Source organism: Clostridium sp. OM05-6BH (assembly GCF_003481635.1).
Lineage (GTDB): Bacteria > Bacillota > Clostridia > Lachnospirales > Lachnospiraceae > Butyribacter.
In genome coordinates, this window is the sequence record NZ_QULH01000009.1 from 67,655 (window position 1) to 87,584 (window position 19,930).

The 19,930-nt window shown below is 43.0% G+C and carries 12 protein-coding genes; 11 read left to right on the forward strand and 1 reads right to left on the reverse strand.

Annotated features, from left to right (window positions below; genetic code table 11):
* Positions 1-12 precede the first annotated feature (12 nt).
* The 11 genes from DXB73_RS09170 (at position 13) to DXB73_RS09220 (ending at position 17,909) form a co-directional block, all read left to right on the forward strand.
* Entirely contained in the window at positions 13-843 is an 831-nt protein-coding gene (locus DXB73_RS09170; protein ID WP_118690902.1) for a hypothetical protein, read from the forward strand.
* Between the two features lie 75 nt (positions 844-918).
* On the forward strand, positions 919-2,169 hold the full coding sequence (locus DXB73_RS09175; RefSeq protein WP_118690903.1) for a type II secretion system protein: 1,251 nt from the start codon (positions 919-921) through the stop codon (positions 2,167-2,169).
* Positions 2,170-2,194: 25 nt separating this feature from the next.
* Positions 2,195-4,540, forward strand: coding sequence for a hypothetical protein (locus tag DXB73_RS09180; protein ID WP_118690904.1), 2,346 nt, complete (start codon positions 2,195-2,197; stop codon positions 4,538-4,540).
* Positions 4,541-4,557: 17 nt separating this feature from the next.
* Complete coding sequence (locus DXB73_RS09185) at positions 4,558-5,124, forward strand: prepilin-type N-terminal cleavage/methylation domain-containing protein (protein ID WP_182448286.1); 567 nt, start codon at positions 4,558-4,560, stop codon at positions 5,122-5,124.
* A gap of 12 nt (positions 5,125-5,136) precedes the next feature.
* Entirely contained in the window at positions 5,137-5,730 is a 594-nt protein-coding gene (locus DXB73_RS09190) for a type II secretion system protein (RefSeq protein ID WP_118506804.1), read from the forward strand.
* 114 nt (positions 5,731-5,844) lie between these two features.
* Positions 5,845-11,034, forward strand: coding sequence for a DUF5057 domain-containing protein (locus tag DXB73_RS09195; RefSeq protein WP_118690906.1), 5,190 nt, complete (start codon positions 5,845-5,847; stop codon positions 11,032-11,034).
* 208 nt (positions 11,035-11,242) lie between these two features.
* Positions 11,243-12,991 (forward strand): ABC transporter ATP-binding protein, encoded by a 1,749-nt coding sequence (locus DXB73_RS09200; RefSeq protein WP_118690907.1) that lies wholly within the window; start codon positions 11,243-11,245, stop codon positions 12,989-12,991.
* A 6-nt stretch (positions 12,992-12,997) separates the two neighbouring features.
* Positions 12,998-14,890, forward strand: a complete 1,893-nt coding sequence (locus DXB73_RS09205; protein ID WP_118690908.1) for an ABC transporter ATP-binding protein — start codon at positions 12,998-13,000, stop codon at positions 14,888-14,890.
* Positions 14,891-15,084: 194 nt separating this feature from the next.
* A complete protein-coding gene (locus DXB73_RS09210; RefSeq protein ID WP_022026096.1) occupies positions 15,085-15,696 on the forward strand; it encodes a type IV toxin-antitoxin system AbiEi family antitoxin domain-containing protein in 612 nt (203 codons plus the stop codon).
* 70 nt (positions 15,697-15,766) lie between these two features.
* Positions 15,767-16,612, forward strand: a complete 846-nt coding sequence (locus DXB73_RS09215; protein ID WP_182448285.1) for a purine-nucleoside phosphorylase — start codon at positions 15,767-15,769, stop codon at positions 16,610-16,612.
* Positions 16,613-16,631: 19 nt separating this feature from the next.
* The gene (locus tag DXB73_RS09220) at positions 16,632-17,909 is read left to right on the forward strand and encodes an amidohydrolase (protein WP_182448284.1); all 1,278 of its coding nucleotides are present in this window, start codon (positions 16,632-16,634) and stop codon (positions 17,907-17,909) included.
* 7 nt (positions 17,910-17,916) lie between these two features.
* On the opposite strand, the gene DXB73_RS09225 is transcribed toward DXB73_RS09220, so the two are convergent.
* Positions 17,917-19,923: an ABC-F family ATP-binding cassette domain-containing protein gene (locus tag DXB73_RS09225; RefSeq protein WP_118690910.1), complete on the reverse strand. Its 2,007-nt coding sequence runs from the start codon at positions 19,921-19,923 to the stop codon at positions 17,917-17,919.
* Positions 19,924-19,930 lie beyond the last annotated feature (7 nt).

Consider the following 19,930-nt stretch of genomic DNA (forward strand, 5'->3'; position numbering starts at 1 on the left):
AGGTGACACAGAATGGCTACACAGAACACAAAGACGAAGACGACATTAGCAGATAAAGATAAGAAAGTATTGATGATCCTTGGTGCACTGGTGATTTTAGCGTTGGCATGGTTCTTAGGTTATCAGAAGTTTAATGAGCAGCGCGAGACAGTAGCGACAGAGAATGATCAGTTGGCGATGGAAGTGTCACAGCTTCGTGCAAAAGTATCCAAGAAAGCACAGGTAGAGGCTGATACGGAGAAGAAGAATGCCCGTACCGAGCAGGTGCTTCTTGCATATCCGTCAGAGCTTCGTACGCAGGATGCGATCAATCGCTTTGACCAGTTAGAGAAGAAAGTGAAGGGTCTTACGATCACAACGGAGAACTTTACAATGAATCAGATCTTCTTCCAGGATGGCGCAGCATTAGAGCAAGTTGTTGCACAGAATGCAGACAGCGATGCTCAGTCGAAAGATGCGAATGGTGGCAATTCGACAGCTAGTGGTAATAATGCACAGAATAGTACGAATAATACGGCTAACGCAGTAACGAATGAGACTGCTGCTGCAGACAATGCACAGAATGCGCAGTCAACCGACACCGGTAATTATACCGGTTACCGTTCGGATGTAGGCATTACATTTGCTACGGATTATAAATCGTTGAAGAGCGTGTTGAACTTTATCAACAACTATTCAGAGCGAATGAATGTTTCGAATGTTAATATTTCATCCGATGAAGGATCTAAGGCATTACAGTGTACAATGACCGTGCAGATGTTCTCAGTTGGAGGACAGGCGAAAGAGTATAAGGATCTGACATTATCCGGTGTACCACTTCGCAAAGACAATATTTTTCAGTAAATAGGTTACGCTCGGGTTCGGATGACGAATCCGGGCGTATTGGAGTAATAGTGAGACGGTAGGGGAGAAATTAGTATGATCAAAAAATTATGGAAAGAGAATAAGGGTTTTACGTTGATCGAGATTGTAATAACGACGGTCGTACTTGCTACTATTTCGATCCCGTTATTGGCGTATTTCTCAGAGTCTATGCGGCACAGTGCAAGGACCAAGCAGCAGCAGAACGCTGTTGTTGCAGCACAGGATGCTGTCGAGGAGTTAAAGAACGCTTCATTTAGTCTCGATAACGATAAGGTGGCAGACCCATCTGCGGCACCAAAGGCAAGCTGGACAGTAGCATCTCCATTGCCATCGGCGCCGGCGGCATATGATATGTACAAGAACTATACTGTTAATGGCAGTAGTTATAATGTGGTTGCACATGTCACCCCAAAGAAGTCAGTGAATAATGTTTATAATGGTTCAAATGGTCTGTATGATCGCAACCTATCGTATAGTAAGGCGATCATTCCATCGATGGATTCCAACAAAGACTTGATCTCAACAGAGACAGCACAGTATCTGTCCGATGCTAAGTTATATTACGGTGGTTTGTACTCTACATATTGTAAGGATAATAAGAATACGATTGTGAAGGATACAACGAAAGTCAATACAACGACGATCGGAAATCATTTGAAACGTAAGATCGTTGTAGGTATTAAGCCGGGTGCATCGACCGGTAAGATCATTGCGACAGTTACATATGAGTATAGCTATGTGAAGGATGCTTCGGATGAATATCCGGATGCAATTCTTACGGCACATCCGGATCCTTACAAAGTAGATATCGCAAAGCAGTCGATCGATGCGGATAAGTTTGAGAATATTTTTATATTCTACAAGCCGGATACGAAAAACGATGAGGTAGAGATTAAGGGATCAACGCTTGCATCAACATTAGGTGTGGCTAATATGAAACTGTACCTTGTGGCAGAGAATAGTGTAGCAAATTCATTGGCGACGCCGGGAGATCACAGCGATCCGGACATTATCGTCCGTGATATGACATATTCGATGAAAGTATCAACAGATACGAATCTGACAGGTACAGTCACAAAAGCTTACACAAACTTATGTGCAAGTGGTCATGATGAAATTGCCTCAAGTGGTAATGTGTCTACGGTGATGCAAAAAGATGGTTCGGGTAATTATACGTTGATCACGACAGAGGATAGTAACCGACTGGTCGACATTACAGTATCGGTTTACAAGGATAAGGGAGGGTCTTATCCATTTGATGAGTCAGATAAATTGGCCTCAGTAGATGGCAATAAGGTTCAGTAAATAGAAGGGAAAGGATGGAGAGCGTATGAATAAGTTCAGAAAGGATGAGAGAGGATCATCGTTAGTTATGACCATCATAGCAGCGACGTTCATTTCCCTGTTGGCAGTAGCGGTTATTTCAATGACAGTAACCAATATTAAGCTGAAACAGGCACAGAAGAAATCTCAGACCAATTTTTATAATGCAGACTCCATCGTAGATGCGATCAAAGCGGGTGTGGAGAATGTATCAGATACGGCAGCCAGAGATGCATATGAAAGCGTATATGCAGCGTATGGTGCTGTGCGTTCCGGTTCAACAGATTCATTGACCGGAAAGTATTCTTCAAAATATTTTAATGCAGTAATTAGCGCTTTGTCCGAAGGAGACTGTGATATTACCACAGGCGTGACGAATATGAAATATCATGATTCCGTCATCAGAGGCTTCTTGACAGAGGCACAGTCCAAATACAGTGGCGGTAATTTTGTAGATGGATATAAGAGTCATGTTAATGGTAAAGGTGATATGGAGTATGACAGTGGCGACAATAGCTTATTACTGAAGGATTTGACGGTTATAAAGACAGAGGGCGACTATCAGACAACGATCACGACAGATATTCGTGTGAACCTGCCGGAGATGAAGGCCGGTACACATTCTGAGTATTTGAATTATGCGTTGATCGCAGATAACAAAGTAAAGATCAATGGTGGCTCCAGTGCGGCAACGATTGATGGTGACGTTTATTCCGGAACGGTTCGCAGAGATCTTCCGGGAGCCAGTCCGGAACCAAATGTAGAAGCGGATCCGGAGGCAGGATTTGTCGTAGATAATGGGGCAACATTGAACATAAATGCTGAGAACATTATATCTCGCGGAGATATTTTGGTTCGAGGCAGATCTTATATGAGAATTAACGGTTTGAACGGCTTGGATGCACATGTCTGGGTTGAAAATATTCAGACCAAGGCCTCTTCCACAGGAACAGCCGGTAATGTATTAAGGATTAATGCAGAAACAAATGTTTCGGATGATTTGGAGATTTGGGGAAATAATGACAATGTCACTTTTAAGAATTCTTATTGTGGTTACAACTACAACAAGGATTATAGTGCAGCGAATATTGGTAAAACATCCGATAATGCACAGTTTAGTTCTGCGATGGTGATCAATGGAAAAAATGTTACATTAGATATACAAAGTTTATCAAAGCTGATCTTATCCGGTAAGACATTTATTTCTAAGAAGGGAAATAAAAATGAGAGTCTTGACGGTGCAGGTCCATCTTATGCAGGAAGCAAGGATATACGTACAGGAGAGGCATTGACTGTAAAGAGTAGTCAGGTTGCCTATTATGTACCGAGCGACTATTGGAAAAAGGTTGGATCTTCCGGCCCGACATTTCCAAATGGCATTGTATTTACACCGATAGAGGGATCTACAGATGAATATGAATTTGATGTAGAGGGATACAATGAGTTCGTTGGTGGCAATAAATTTGATGTGAGAGATTATATAGATTCGGCTATGCCGCTTGTGTATTACTATCGTCATGATACGGATGTGAAGGCAGACGCCTTGACTTATTTCTATTTGAATGTGAAAGAAGACAAACTGACTTCCTTCTATCAGACATATGCAAAGTGCAGTCCGGATTATGCGATCCTTAAGGATGTCAATGCAAAGTATATGTCATCGACAGGAATCAAGTTTAGCGGTGGTGCCGGAGTATTTTGTGCGACCGGTAATATATTGTATCGTGATGGTGCATCCGGTCAGGAGAAGATCGAGATCGGTGATGAGTCGCCGGGCAATGAGGGTGCAGTAGTTCGCAGCTATGCAGCAGAAAAAAGTAAAGAATATATGTCATTGCAGATGTCGCTGACATCCGATTACGATTTATCCTTAAAGTCTACCCAGTATCGTTTGTCAGATAATTACAGCGATGTATATACGAAGAAGGGTATCACAAATACTTCATCGGATAAGACAAATTTATTTGCAGTACTTCTCGACGAAGGTAAGATTGCTGATTATGAGAGCAAGAGTTCATCGAATCCAAAGCTTCCGTCGAATAGTATTATCGTTGTGAAGAAGGGCGATTATACTTGGAACGGCTCTGAGGAAGGTGGAATCATTGTTGCAACCGGTAATGTTAAGCTGGAGAAAAACTTCAAGGGATTGATCATTGCTGGTGGAGACATTGAATTTAGCGGTGCTACTAAGGTTGTAGCGGATTCCGACCGTCTTGAAAAGATTTTTGATAACGACACAATTATTTACAATATGTTTAGTAAGTATTTCCGCAAGACAATCGCATCATCTATTGCCAAAGATGATAGCAGCGGAGATAACGGTATTTGCTATGAGAACTGGAAGAAGAATTAAAATAGGAGGTGATGGAGATGCAAAGAGGTAGCAGAGATGAGAGAGGTTTCACGATGGTGGAAATGATCATCACGATTGCAATTATGGCGATTCTGGCGGGGATTATCGGAGGTGCATATTCGATCATCAAGTCTGGAAATGCATCAAAATCGACATCCAGATTTTTGGGAAGGTTGGATACCACGCAGGTAGAAAACATGACCAAGAAGGGAACAACCTATTTGTATTTATTTAAGGACAGCGATGGGGTACAGACATTGATGTACAATGATGGTACAGACACAGGTCTTAACTCTCAGAGTGATGTGATTGCTCATAAGGCGGATGGAGTTGTAACAGATATTGCCGGTTCCGGTGTGGATTTTACAGCGACATCAGGCAGCGATTCTGTGAATAGTAAAGATACATCGGATTTGGTAATTAAGATTTCTTTTGATAAGGCGAGCGGAGCATTCAAATGCTGTAAAAAGGCAGATGATGCTGCAGGAAGCACTTTTTATAAAGAAATTTCATTTAAGGGACGCGGTACTACTTCCTATGGAGTAAAGCTTGTAAAAGATACCGGCAAACATATGCAGGGATAGGAAGGGGGATGAATGATGCGACGCAAAGATGAAAATGGTTTTACATTAGTAGAACTTGTAATATCAATGGGAATGTTTTCTATTGTAATGCTTGCGATCATGTTTTTTCTGACGGCAGGAACAAAAAGTTACGGACATTCCAAAAGTGAGTTGAATCTGCAGATGGAATCGCAGATGTTACTCAATCAGATACGTGATATCACGTATTCATCCAATTATGCCAAATATGACAGCACACATAAGGCGTTGATCTTATATGATGTGGATAAGGTCCCGGCACCGACACCATCTGCAGGAGCAACTGCAGCACCGGTGGCAACAGCAGCACCGGCACCGACGAAGACGGCAAAGGTGACGATAGTATATTTGGTTGATGATAAGCTGTATTTACGCAAGGATCTAGATCCTACAGCGGTGGATGCTGCGTCACTTACAACAACCTGCGTTGCTATGGATGATTTCCTTTTTAGCAGATATATGCAGGACTTTAAGGCGACTATTAAGAAGAATGATGTGCAGCTTACGATGAAGATGAAAAATGGTAAGAGCAAGTACGAGTTGAATGAAGGAATTACAATTCGTAATGGATGGATCACTTATCCGTGATCATAATATGACAGCGTAGCAGAGACATATGATATTGTTTTTTCGCATGGAAAGACAATGGACAGATGGAGGATATGTAGTATAAAGGCAGATAGGTAGAATGGAGGGCTTACTATGAGCAAGAGGAGACCAAAGACAAGTCTGGTCAATTTGTTGCGTAATAAGAAAACAGCTATAGCTGCAGCAGTATGCGTGGTTGTTGCCATGGGTGCATATGTTGGCGTACATATGTACAATTCGCATGCAGAAGATACCCAAATTGGTCAGATGCGTGGTGTGATCAACGACATTAGTGAGATCAAAGGGAAGAAGAGCGGTGCAAAGCGTACCATGGGTATAGGAGCCGGGGAACTTGGTTCTGCAGAGAATCCTTTTGTTTATCTTGAGATCGTGCCTTGGCAGGGTGTTGGTAATATTAGTTATTGCGTAACCGGCTGTCAGGCTGTCGATATTGAGAAAGTATCTCAGCACAATAACATTGGTGGTAGCCTTTATGTGAATAAAGGATATGGAATCATTTGCGATTATGCATTCCCGGAGGAGAATTATCCGGGTAAAGACGGTGCGGCTGAATACAATGGCTCTCAGGTAAGAGTCCCTTGGAAGCTGACGTCAGATGAAAAAACAGTTTATGGTTACTATGAGAAAGTAAATCCGGGACAGCATCTGAAAGGTAATCTGAAGCCTACCTTTGTTATTGACGAGGCTAAGACGGCTGCCAATGGAGGGGAACATCCGGTATTCCGTCAGGCTCATGTGGATGAGATAGCACAGTATATTTGGGTTTCTATGTCAGATTCACAGGATGCAGGATATAAAAATCATAAAGCGACCGAAAATGTGAAGTTTGCCAGTGGTACGACAGCAGCAGTGATGAATTCCAAATACAAAGTTGGTGATCGTGAGTATACGTCACGTACCGGTCAGGTTTATCAGTATCAGACACAGTGGGAAAATGGTATTGATATTGGAACAACGAAGATGTATTTCTATGACGATTTTCTTCGTTACAGTTTGAGATTACGTTCCCGTTATGAGGTGGAGAATTATAATATCGTCTTTAAGACGATTGAGCCATGGGAGTTAAATGAGCATCCGGAATGGCTGGATTATGCAGATATGATCTATATGCATAAGAGCGATGAGGATGGTGCTGCTATCAGACATTATCAAGCTGCGTTGCAGCAGGATCCGGACGGCAGTAAGGGTATATTGCATTATGATACGTCGAAATCTAAAAATGCAGAGGGAGCTACATTTGGTAAGTACGGAAATGGCGAGTACAAAGATAAGCAGAATGATATTACCTTTGAAATTGCTTTGAAAATGTTCTATAAGGCGAACAAATTGGAACAGTACAAAGGAACACAAAGATGTTCTACAGATAGTAATCTGAAATTGAATTATGCACCGGTTATTATGCCAACAACATTTTATCAGGTGAGCGCTGCGGATGGATATGACGCAAAATCAGTTAACATGTCTCGTCTTGACTGGGAGACAATGAAGCCGAAGAAAAATTCAGGATATACGGCTACGGGATACAACAATAATATATATAAGTTCTGTGTTATGGATCTGTTAATGGACCAGAAGAACTTTTATAATATGTTCCTTCGTAATCGTGTTGCGACGGGTACCTCTGTAGTTGATAAGACAACCGGTGAGGTTACACCATTTACCGGAGATGCGAGAAGTTACTGGCATCCACATACATTCCTGCCAATACAGGATTTGTGGCCGGCTTACATTAAGAAGTATGGCTTGAATATGGGGCAGGGTGGTACCGCTCCAATGAACTTTGAGGGCAACCTTGGTGTTTTGAACAATACGATGTTCTACAACTCCAACATGATGCTTAACTCTCTTGCAAATACGATTAACAGTGATACAAACAATCCATATATGGGACAGGTATTTGATTATTATAACAAGAAGAAGGAGCATAAAGATAAGGTTACTTCATTGGATATCATTCATTATCTGTTGAACTATGATAAGTCTGATTCGGGAAATAACGGTAAAGATGGTGCTATTGAGATCTTAGATATAGAGCCATGTAGTGATTTCTCGAAGATGACATTGGATTACTTGTACTTACTGTTCCCGGAGAGTGATCAATATTCGTTTGACGATGATTCGTTTAACATTACGCATATGACGACCGCTGAGTTAAACGGCAGTAAGGAAGACCTTTCGAAGTATGACTTGATCTACTTCGGCGATTCGACCGGTAAGCTGAATTTTACAGCATCATCGATCAAGTATACCGGTGATAAAAATCAGTGGGGCGGTTATAACGAGTATAATTATAGTTATGATGCACCTGCGTATAATGATAGCTCCAATAATGGGGAGATATTCCTGCATACAGGTGATCTGGTTAAGGGTGAGAATGGCGATAAATATCGCTTGTCCGGTAATGACTTGACTAGCATTTCATCCAAGGCACTACAGAAATATGTGAAGTCCGGTAAGGCAATGTTATTGCCGGATGTATTGCATATGGGGGATTTCTCTAATAACAGTGCTTATGCAAAAATTGTAAGCAAGAAATCTAACACACGCAAGTTTTTGCAGGCAGTTGGAGACAGTAAGAACGTATTCTCCACTTCCGCGATCACATCAAGCAATTTGATCAGCTTTGCACCAAAGAGTGCAAAGGTGAAGATTACGGACACACCGCCAATTTATAATAACCCTTCCGATACCACAGAGGTAAAGGATGAGAGCACCGGTGCAGAGAGTACCGTAAATAAGACAGCGATCGAAAAGGACAGCGATGGCAAGTATAAACTGAAATTCACGTTTAAGATCGGTTATGCTTCCAAGAAACAGGAATATGCAGTGCGATTGCTGGTAGATAAGAATGGCGATGGTGTTATTTCGGATAATGAGACCGGCGCAGATGTTATGGACAGTTGGAACAGCACCGTATCTGCCGGACAGACATTCTCGTCCGGTACAATGGATGATGAAGGTAATGAAGAACCGGCTGAGTATAACGTTGCCTTTACCATTCCGGAAGAGCAGACAAATGGTCCGATCGCTTGGAGATTTACGGTATATAATACCGCAAATGAAAACATTTACTATCAGGTATCCGGAATTTCCTTATACAAAGGTGATGAGGAAGATGGGGAGGCAGTAATACCTGAGGTTAAGGTATTACAGATCGTTTCCGATGATAAGAAAGATACCGCTGTCAATCTGGAAAGCAGCAATGCAGAGCTTTTTAAGAAGTATGCAAAACTGGATGATTACAAGATCAACGTAACAACCATTACGTTATCCGAATATCTCAAGCATTTTGCAGAGGTTAATGCAAGCGACTATAAGGGGGATAAGACAACGAGAACATTATTCTCGCAGTCTGGAGATAATTTCTATTATCCGATGGATTATATGGATTATCATATCTTCTTGTTTAGTTGTGGCGCCGATCTGCAGAAAGCAAGCAACAAGGATGGAGCCGTGGCATTTGCAGCCTGGGTATCTAAGAATGACAAGAGTGTGATCTATACAGATAACTTGATCAATGCCGGAACATCGAACGGTGAGAACCGCAAGATGCTTAAGGATACCAGCGGACTTAGCCGATATACGTCCAAAGATGAGACGACTTCAAGCTATAATGATACTGCTACAGGTGCAGATGGCGAGAAGCTTACGTCCAAAGATTATACGGAGTTAGAATACACGTATGATCAGGCAACGTTGAAAGGTACGACAGCGAACAGTTATCTGGCATACAAGAATGGTAAGTGGACGGATGTAAAGGGTCAGAAATTGACATACGCCGACGATCATCAGCAGAAGACCACGAAGGGCTCTAGAGCAAACAATGGTACGGTATGTAATTATCCGTATACGATCGGTGAGAGCTTGTCCCTGACCGGTGCCAGAGCGCAGGATTATCAGTTGAATCTTGAGATACCGGATGCTGATGTATGGTATTGTCTTGGTGATAATCAGGGCAGAGGTGCAGCAGCAGGTAAGTTGAATACGTACTATGCAATGTCACCAAACGATGCAGCGAATAACTATTACTTGTATAATGTTGCGAATGTATTTTACGATGCAATTGATCTGGAGAATACGACCAAAGATCAGGAGATGCAGTTGTTTATCAATACCTTGATCGGGGCATATGAGTTCTCCTATGGTACACCGTATGTAACGGTGGATAAAGTTACTAAGATCAATGGAGATGCAGAGAAGTTAGTTGAAGACAAGGTAGAAGTTGCAGAGAGAAATTACTCTTTTGAAGTAACGGCTGGTGAGAAAGAAGTTAAGACGCTCATGTTCAAAGAGTATTTGAAACAGGAGAAGAACAATGTTGTTCATTCTGCAAAACCGGCAGCTTCCGCAGAACCTTCCGCAGAGCCGACAGAGGAGCCAAAGCCTACGACAACGCCGGCACCGGTAACTGTGTGGGAGAATACAACGGGTGGATCCGGTAATACGTTCTCCTCTAACGTGCATGATCAAAACAGTTGGCTGAAAGATTTGGATAATAATGCCATTGTACAGTTTACTTATACGTGTACGATGGAATTAGACCCAACAACACCGGTATGGGATGTTTATGGTGGATATAGCAAGAATGAGTGGACGAAGTGTGATACTCATTGGACTGCATGTGTTGGTGATTCTGAGAACGCAACAGAAATTCAGATCTTACAGATGACAGTAAAGGATATGAAAGAGATGCTTGGTGTAAGGTCTCAGGATGATATTGATGTCTTTAAGCTGTGTCCATACAACTATAATCGACCGGAAGTGAAATTGCTGTCCGTGAAGCTGTATGCGGCGGATTACGATGGCGATTATGATAGTGGCAACAATGATCCAAAGAAGCCGAAGGTAGATAAGGTAAGGAAAAAAGATGTGTTTGGTGACAGTGACACGCATATCATATTCTTTACACCGCATGAAGGTAATACCAAGGGCGTCACGATCAAGCAATTGCATGTGCAATTTACAGGTGTAGATAATGATAAGAATGAGGCGATCAGCCTTCCGGTAACAAAGATATATCGAAGTCTTGGTGATGGTGAGTATGAGAGGATCACTGCACCACAGGGTAGTCCGGGTCAGTTTAATGATACACTTGTGGACGGCAGACAGTACTTCGTAACCTACGATAAGGAGAATGCGAATAAGGCGAACACAATGTTGTTCAATAAGCTGGAATTTAACATTCAGAATGATCGTAAAGTGGGTAAGACCATCTTGGAGATCATTGGTATCGAGAAAGAGAAGAAGAACGAAGAAAATGTATACATGTTCAACCTTGACTAAAGTTGATGCATATATATTCTTGCGGGGAAAGTCCTTATCAGGCGAAAGCTTGATAGGGGCTTTTCTCGTGGAATAGGAAATTGCTGTTCACAGAAAGTTCATTTGATTTTTACAGATTACTTTGGTATATTATTTCTTAATTATAGATTAGCTGTCAGGGAACATTCGTCCTATGATATGCTAATCTTTATTAGTAATGGAGGTTTCTATGGTAAAAACATTATTAGCGCAGGTGAAAGAATACAAGCGGGATTCGATTCTGACACCGGTGTTTATGATCTTAGAAGTTATCTTCGAGACATTGATTCCATTATTGATGGCATCGATCATTAATGATGGTGTGATGAAAGGTGATCTGAAACATATTTATATCGTTGGTGCAGCGATGTTCGTGCTTGCTGTAGGCGGACTTTGGTCCGGAGCGATGGGCGGCAAGTATGGAGCCAGAGCATCAACCGGATTTGCGAAAAATCTGCGTAAGGCGATGTATGAGAATATTCAGACGTTCAGTTTCTCAAATATTGATAAGTATAGTACATCAGGTCTGGTGACCCGCTTAACGACGGATGTGACGAATTTACAGAATGCGTATCAGATGATTCTTAGAATGTGCATGCGTTCTCCGATGTCTTTGATCTGTGCGATGGCAATGGCCTTTTATGTAAATGCCAAAGTTGCCTGTATTTATCTGATCGCAGTTATTGTCTTAGGCATTTTCTTGTTTGTGCTGGTACGTAAGACGATGGGATATTTCGACGCGGTTTTCCGGAAATATGATGATTTGAATGAGAGTGTACAGGAGAATGTGTCGGCGATTCGTGTTGTAAAGGCATATTCTCGTGAGGAATACGAGCAGAGTAAGTTCCGCAAGGCGAGTGAGAATGTATATAAAATGTTTGTCAAAGCAGAGAGCTTGATCGTACTCAACGCTCCGGTTATGATGCTTACGGTATATGGCTGCATTTTGCTGATCAGTTGGATCGGAGCTAAAATGATCGTCGGAGGCACTATGCAGGTGGGTGATCTGTCAGCACTGCTTGGTTACTGCATGAATATTTTGATGAGCCTCATGATGCTTTCTATGGTATTTGTTATGATCACGATGAGTATTGCCAGTGGAGAGCGTGTTGCGGAAGTGATCAATGACAGACCGGACATTACGGATCCGGAGAATCCGGTGCTTACCGTTTCGGATGGCAGCATTGAATTTGATCATGTTGACTTTAGTTATAAGAAACAATCCGGAGAGCCGGTCCTTAAGGATATTAATCTACAGATTGCTTCCGGAGAGACGATTGGTATTCTTGGTGGTACCGGTAGTGCTAAGTCCAGCTTAGTGAATCTGGTCAGCCGTTTGTACGATGTGACAGAGGGAAGCGTACGTGTAGGCGGTGTAGATGTTCGTAACTATGGCGTTGAGGCACTTCGTAATCAAGTGGCAGTAGTATTGCAGAATAATGTACTCTTTAGTGGAACGATTTTAGATAATTTGCGCTGGGGTGATCCGGAGGCAACGGAAGAAGAGTGTAAACATGCTTGTGAGCTCGCCTGTGCGGATGAGTTTATTCAGAAGATGCCGAAAGGCTATCATACATATATCGAGCAGGGCGGTACGAATGTTTCCGGTGGTCAGAAACAGCGTTTATGTATTGCCAGAGCTTTGCTCAAAAAGCCAAAGGTATTGATCTTGGATGATTCTACCAGTGCAGTTGACACAGCGACGGATGCATCGATTCGCCGGGCTTTTGCCGAGGAAATTCCGGGAACGACGAAGCTTATTATTGCACAGCGTATATCCAGTATACAAAATTGTGACCGCATTATTGTGATGGAGGATGGACGTGTCAATGACTTTGGTGCACATGAGGAATTGTTAGCGCGAAATCAGATCTATCAGGAGATTTATGAGTCACAGGCAGCGGGTAATGCAGATTTTGATGAACCGGGAAAGGAGTGATAGACGATGCCAAGACCAAATGCTATAGGAAAACCGAAGCCAAAGATTGAAGATCCGATGGGAAAGCTTAAGCGGCTGTTTTGTTATATTTTTAAGAGTTATGGACCTCATTGTTTTTTTGTGCTTGTCTGTATTATTATCAGCGTACTTGCCAATGTGCAGGGAACCATGTTTACGCAGTCGTTGATCGATGATTATATTGTACCATTGACGAAGACAGCGCATCCGAATTTTGGACCGTTAGCGGCGAAGATCCTGCAGGTGGCCGGTTTTTATGGAATTGGTGTTATTACGACCTATGCGTATAACCGTATTATGGTTAATGTGACACAGGGAACGCTTCGAAATCTTCGCGTAGAGATGTTTGAGAAGATGGAAACACTGCCAATAAAATATTTTGATACGAATGCACATGGTGATATTATGTCAACGTATACGAATGATATTGATACACTGCGGCAGATGATCAGCCAGAGTATACCGCAGGCGATCAACTGTGGTATAACGATCGTGAGTGTATTTGTGTGTATGGTTGTCTTGAGTATTCCATTAACGATATTGACAATGATCATGATTGGTATTACTTTGGTGGTGACGAAGAAGATCGCCGGACTGAGCGGTAGTTATTTCCTGTCACAGCAGCGTGATCTGGCTAAAGTGAATGGGCAGATCGAAGAAATGATGAATGGACAGAAAGTAGTTAAAGTATTCTGTCATGAACAGGCTTCGTTAGAAGAGTTCAACAAAATGAATGAAGAGTTGTTTGAGAGCGCCAATAATGCAAATACGTTTGCCAATATCCTGATGCCGATCAATGCGCAGCTTGGTAATATCAGCTATGTATTCTGCGCGATGGCAGGCGGTGTCCTTGCATTGCAGGGCTTCGCAGGATTTACGCTTGGTAAATTGGTCAGTTTCCTAACGTTTAATAAATCTTTCAGTCAGCCGATCAATCAGATCAGTCAGCAGATCAATGCGATCGTTATGGCATTGGCGGGTGCAGATCGTATCTTTAAGCTGCTTGACCAAGAGCCGGAGGTGGACGAAGGTTATGTGCAGCTCGTGAATGTGACCGAGCAGGATGGTCAGATCAAGGAGAGCGAGAAACAGACCGGATTGTGGGCTTGGAAACATTATCATCAGGATGATGGAACAACAACTTATCGCAAGTTGGAAGGTGATGTTGTATTTGATGATGTTGATTTTGGATATAATGATGAGAAGATCATTTTGCATAATATCAAGATCTATGCAAAACCGGGACAGAAGATAGCTTTTGTTGGTGCAACCGGTGCAGGTAAAACGACGATCACCAATTTGATCAATCGTTTTTATGATATTCAGGATGGTAAGATCCGTTTTGATGGTGTCAACATTAATAAGATCCACAAAAAGGATCTGCGCCGTTCGCTTGGCATTGTGTTACAGGATACGCATTTGTTCACCGGAACAGTAATGGACAATATTCGCTATGGTAAGTTGGATGCTACAGATGACGAAGTGATCGCAGCAGCTAAATTGGCAAATGCACACAGCTTTATTAAACGTCTGCCGGATGGTTACCGGACGATGATCACCGGTGATGGTGCGAATTTAAGCCAGGGTCAGAGACAGTTGTTAGCCATTGCGAGGGCAGCCGTTGCCAATCCACCGGCACTTATTTTGGACGAAGCAACGAGTTCGATCGATACACGTACTGAGAAATTGGTACAGGAAGGTATGGACCGCCTGATGAAAGGACGCACAACATTTGTGATCGCTCATCGTTTGTCGACGGTACGCAATAGTGACTGCATTATGGTATTAGAGCAGGGGCGTATCATTGAGCGCGGTACGCATGACGAGTTGCTGGAGCGTAAGGGCAAATATTATCAGTTGTATACCGGAAAAGCGGTGTAGGGAAGAGATTGAGGCAGTGTAGGGCAAAACATTAGTTTTGCCCTTTTTTTCTGTTGTTTTTCTATAATAGGATATTGCAATTTTCGTAACACGTGATATAATAAATATTATCAGGCAAAATCTTTTTGCACGTTAGCATTATGACAGAGCAGGAAACGGGTAGGAGACTATCGGTTGGAAGAGGAGGAGAAGATATGTTGTTAAATACGTATAAGAAAGTGATGGACTTGTTTGAAAGTGGCAATGGCTATCGGGATGCATCGGAGTTGAAGGACGCGAAGATCACGACGGTGCAGATCAAGGAATTGGTGAATATGGGGATTATTGAACGTGTGTCACATGGTCATTATTGGCTTGTAGACGAGGAGAATGGCAAGCCGGAGAATTATAAGATGATCGAGGCTTGCAGAGTTAATTCAAGAGCGGTGATCTGTGCAGATAGCGCATGTTATTATCATGGCTTGATCGATGTGGAGCCGGAGAGATTGTCGGTTGCCACATTGAAGACGGATCGCTCTCGTATGCAGCTTAATTTTCCGGTGTGCAGACATTATTATTCTGATTTGGCATTTCAGCAGGATATGCAGGTGGATGAGACACCGTATGGCAAGATTCGTGTGTATGACATTGAACGCAGTGTTTGTGATTGTATTCGATTTCGTGCAGATATTGGGGAGGACATGCTGCATTTGATCATTTCGAATTTCTTGCAGCGTAATTCCAATCAGATGGATCGTTTGTTAGCATATGCAGATGCAATGCGTGTTGGAAAGATTGTTCGTACACATTTAAAACAGAATGAGTAACAAAGAGTACAGAGAAAGATACGGGGAACGCACAGCAGCGTTCCCTTTGTTATAAGAACGGAGGCTGTTTATGAATGAGGTGTATGCAAAGTTAAACAAATGTTATGAGCAGTATCAGAAGATTTGCAAGGCACGGGAGATTGATTTTGTTCCGGAGATCGCATTGGTGCTTGGATCCGGTTTGGGGGATTATGCAGATGATATTCAAGTTGTTGCGGAGATCGATTACCATGAAATGGAAGGTTTTCCGGTATCGACGGTAGCAGGGCATCAGGGGAAGTATATCTTGGGATATGTGAATGAAGTGCCGGTCGTATGTATGAAGGGGCGCGTACATTACTATGAAGGTTATCCGATCAGTGATGTTGTACTGCCAATACGTCTTATGAAACTGATGGGAGCGCAGGTGTTGTTTTTGACAAATGCTTCCGGTGGTATCAATACTTGTTTTAAGGCAGGAGACTTTATGATGATCAAGGATCAGATTTCTTCGTTCGTGCCATCGCCGTTGATCGGACCGAATGCGGAAGAGTTGGGTGCTCGTTTTCCGGATATGAGTCAGATTTATGATGCGGATCTACAGCAGATATTGCGGAAAACGGCAGCGTTAAAGGATATTCCGTTGCAAGAAGGGGTATATATACAATTAACGGGACCAAATTACGAATCTCCGGCAGAAGTTCGTATGTGCAGGACACTTGGAGCAGATGCAGTGGGGATGAGTACGGCATGTGAGGCAGTTGCGGCCAATCATATGGGAATGAAAATTTGTGGCATTTCTTGTATTTCCAATATGGCGTGTGGCATTACAGCAAATCCATTGACACATCAGGAAGTGCAGGAAACGGCAGACAGAGTGGCACCGTTGTTTAAGAAGCTTGTGACAGAATGTATTACTGCCATTCATACTGTATAGCAGGAATGAGGACAAAATTATGAGAATCCGAATATATAATGCGAATATATTAACGATGCAGCCGGGGCAAAGAATGTTTTGTGGGGAAGTTCATATACAGGATGACAAGATCGTATATCTGGGAACGGAAGATGGCGCACCATCTTTACAGTGGGATCGTCAGATTAATGCAGGTGGAAATGTTGTAATGCCGGGATTTAAGGATGCACACACACATTCTGCAATGACATTTTTGCGCTCTTATGCAGATGATCTGCCATTACAGGAGTGGCTGTATGATCGTGTGTTCCCGATGGAGGATAAGCTGACGGAAGAAGATGTTTATTGGTTTACAATTTTAGCTTATATGGAGTACCTGACGAGTGGCATTACGGCATGTTTTGATATGTATCAGAAGAATGATGCTATTGTGAAAGCTTCCATGGATACCGGATTTCGAACGGTTTTGTGTGGCAGCATCAATAACTTTGTTGGTACGGTTGAGGAAATGGAGCAGCAGTTTCTCAAATACAATGCGTGTGATCCATTGGTATCTTATCGGTTTGGATTTCATGCGGAATACACGACTAGCCGTGAAATTTTGGAAAGGATGGCGGCTTTAGGGCAGAAATATCATGCACCGGTCTATACACACAATTCGGAAACGGCAAAGGAAGTGGCAGAATGTGTGGAACGCTATGGCATGACGCCTACAAAGTTTCTTGATAAGCTGGGAATGTTTGAGTATGGTGGTGGCGGTTTTCATTGTGTGCATATGACGGATGAAGACTTGCAGATCTGCAAAGACAAGCAGGTGTGGGTTGTCACGAATCCGGCATCGAATCTAAAGCTTGCGAGTGGCATTGCACCGATCCAGAGGATGAAAGATATGGGGATTGGTCTTGCAATTGGTACGGATGGACCGGCAAGCAACAATTGTTTGGATATGTTTCGAGAGATGTTTTTGACGACAGCGTTGCAAAAAGTAGTATTAGGGGACGCATCAGCATTGGATGCATTGGATGTGTTAGAGATGGCAACGGTAGGAGGCGCAGAAGCCATGGGGCTGCAGGACTGTGACGTGCTTGCAGAAGGCAGGCAGGCGGATATGATCATCTTAGATATGACACAGCCGAATATGCAGCCTATGAATAATGTTGCGAAGAACATCGTATATAGTGGCAGTAAACAAAACGTAAAATTGACGATGATCGCAGGGCGTATTATGTATGAAGATGGACAGTTCTTTCTTGGCGTTTCGCCGCAGGAAGTCTATGATCAGGCACGCCGGCGGATGGAGCGCATGACTGCAGAATAGCACACAGTTATTCCGAAAGTTCTTCCCAATGTTCTAGGAGTTCTTCTAATTTTGCATCGTTTTCACCACGTTGGATGGAGAGCTCCTGCAGTTTTGCAGAATTGGTTGCATTAGCAGGATCAGCAATTGCCTCATCTAATGCGGTGTTTTCTGCTTCTAAGCGTTCAATCTCTGATTCAACGCGATTTAATTCTTTTTGTATTTTGCGCAGTCGTGCCTGTTCTTCCTTTTGTTCCTGCCAGGATAGTGCATTGGAAGACGTGGCTGCGTTAGGCGTATTATTTTCCGCTTGAGGAGCAGTACCGTCTGCTGTGGACATTTCAGTGGAAGGAGATGGCCCGGCAGCATCGGTGGAAGCTATCGCTGATGCGTTGTGGTTTGGCTGGGCCGCATAGTAAGCACGCTCCACATCTTCTTTTTTATCCAGATAATAGTCGTAGTTTCCGACATAGTTCAAAACATGTCCGCCTGTAAGATTTAAGATTCGGGTTGCGGTTGTATTAATAAAGTAACGATCATGGGAAACATACAATACAGTTCCCTCAAAATGTCGGATCGCATTTTCTAATATTTCCTTAGAATCCATATCTAAATGGTTTGTCGGCTCATCGAGAATGAGAAGATTAGCATCGGACAACATGAGTTTTGCCAAGGATACGCGACCGCGTTCTCCACCGCTCAGACTCTTGATCTGCTTGAATACATCGTCTTCCGTAAATAGAAAGGCGGCCAGTGTGTTACGGATCTGCGTATTGTTCATATGAGGATACGCATCACTGATCTCTTCAAACAATGTTTTATCCGGGTGCAGAACTTGATGCTCCTGATCGTAGTAGCCAATCTCCACGTTTGTTCCAAGCGTGATCTTACCACTGTCGGCAGGGAGCAATTCATTTATTATTTTGAGGATCGTTGTCTTACCTGCTCCGTTGTCTCCGATGATCGCTACATGTTCTCCACGCTTCAGTTCAAAGGAGAGGTCGGTAAATAAAGGCGTTCCATCAAAGGATTTGGAAAGCCCCTCTACGGTCAATACGTCGTTACCACTTTGAATCTTTGGTGTAAACAATAAGCGCATTTGCGTGTTTTCATCGACAGGTTTTTCAATGCGCTCTATTTTATCTAACATCTTTTCGCGGCTCTCGGCGCGCTTGATCGATTTTTCGCGGTTAAAGGATTTCAGCTTAGCAATAACTTCTTCCTGATGTTTGATCTCTGCCTGCTGGTTGAGATATTGTTTCATCAGACTATCCATGATCTGCTGACGTTTGGCGGCATATTCGCTGTAATTGCCCATATACATACGAGCGTGCGTCTGGCGAAGCTCGATAACTTTTGTGACAATTTTATCCAAAAAATAACGGTCATGGGCTACGATCAATACAGCACCGCGATAATTGGTCAGGTAGGATTCCAGCCATGCAATGGCATTGATATCCAGATGGTTGGTAGGCTCGTCTAATATGATAAGATCCGGCGCCTGCAACAGCATCTTGGCGAGAGCAACACGAGTCTTTTCACCACCGGATAGGGAAATGACCGGTTTCTCAAAGTCTTCTTCTGTGAAGCCAAGACCTTTCAAGACACCCACCAACTCGCTTTGGTAGGCGTATCCGTCGAGACGCTCATAGCGTTGTCTTGCATTGTCATACTGTTTGATGACTTGCTCTAGAGCTTCGCCGGTTTCAATATCCATGCGTGCAGACAGTTTTTCCATCTGCTGCTCTAACTGTATGATCTCCGGTTTGGCATCACGCATTTCATCGTAGATGCTGTGCTCGGAAGCGTATTCCTGGTTCTGTGCCAAGTAGCCGACAGTCGTGCCGCCGGACAGGATCACCTCACCGTTGTCTGCGGATAAATGTCCTGTAATGATCTTAAGCAGTGTTGATTTGCCGGAACCATTTGCACCGACGATGGCTGCTTTTTCATGTTCATTGATATGAAAAGAGATGTCAGAAAGAATGACATCTGTGCTAAATGCTTTGTCTATATGACTGCATTGTAAAATCATAATGATA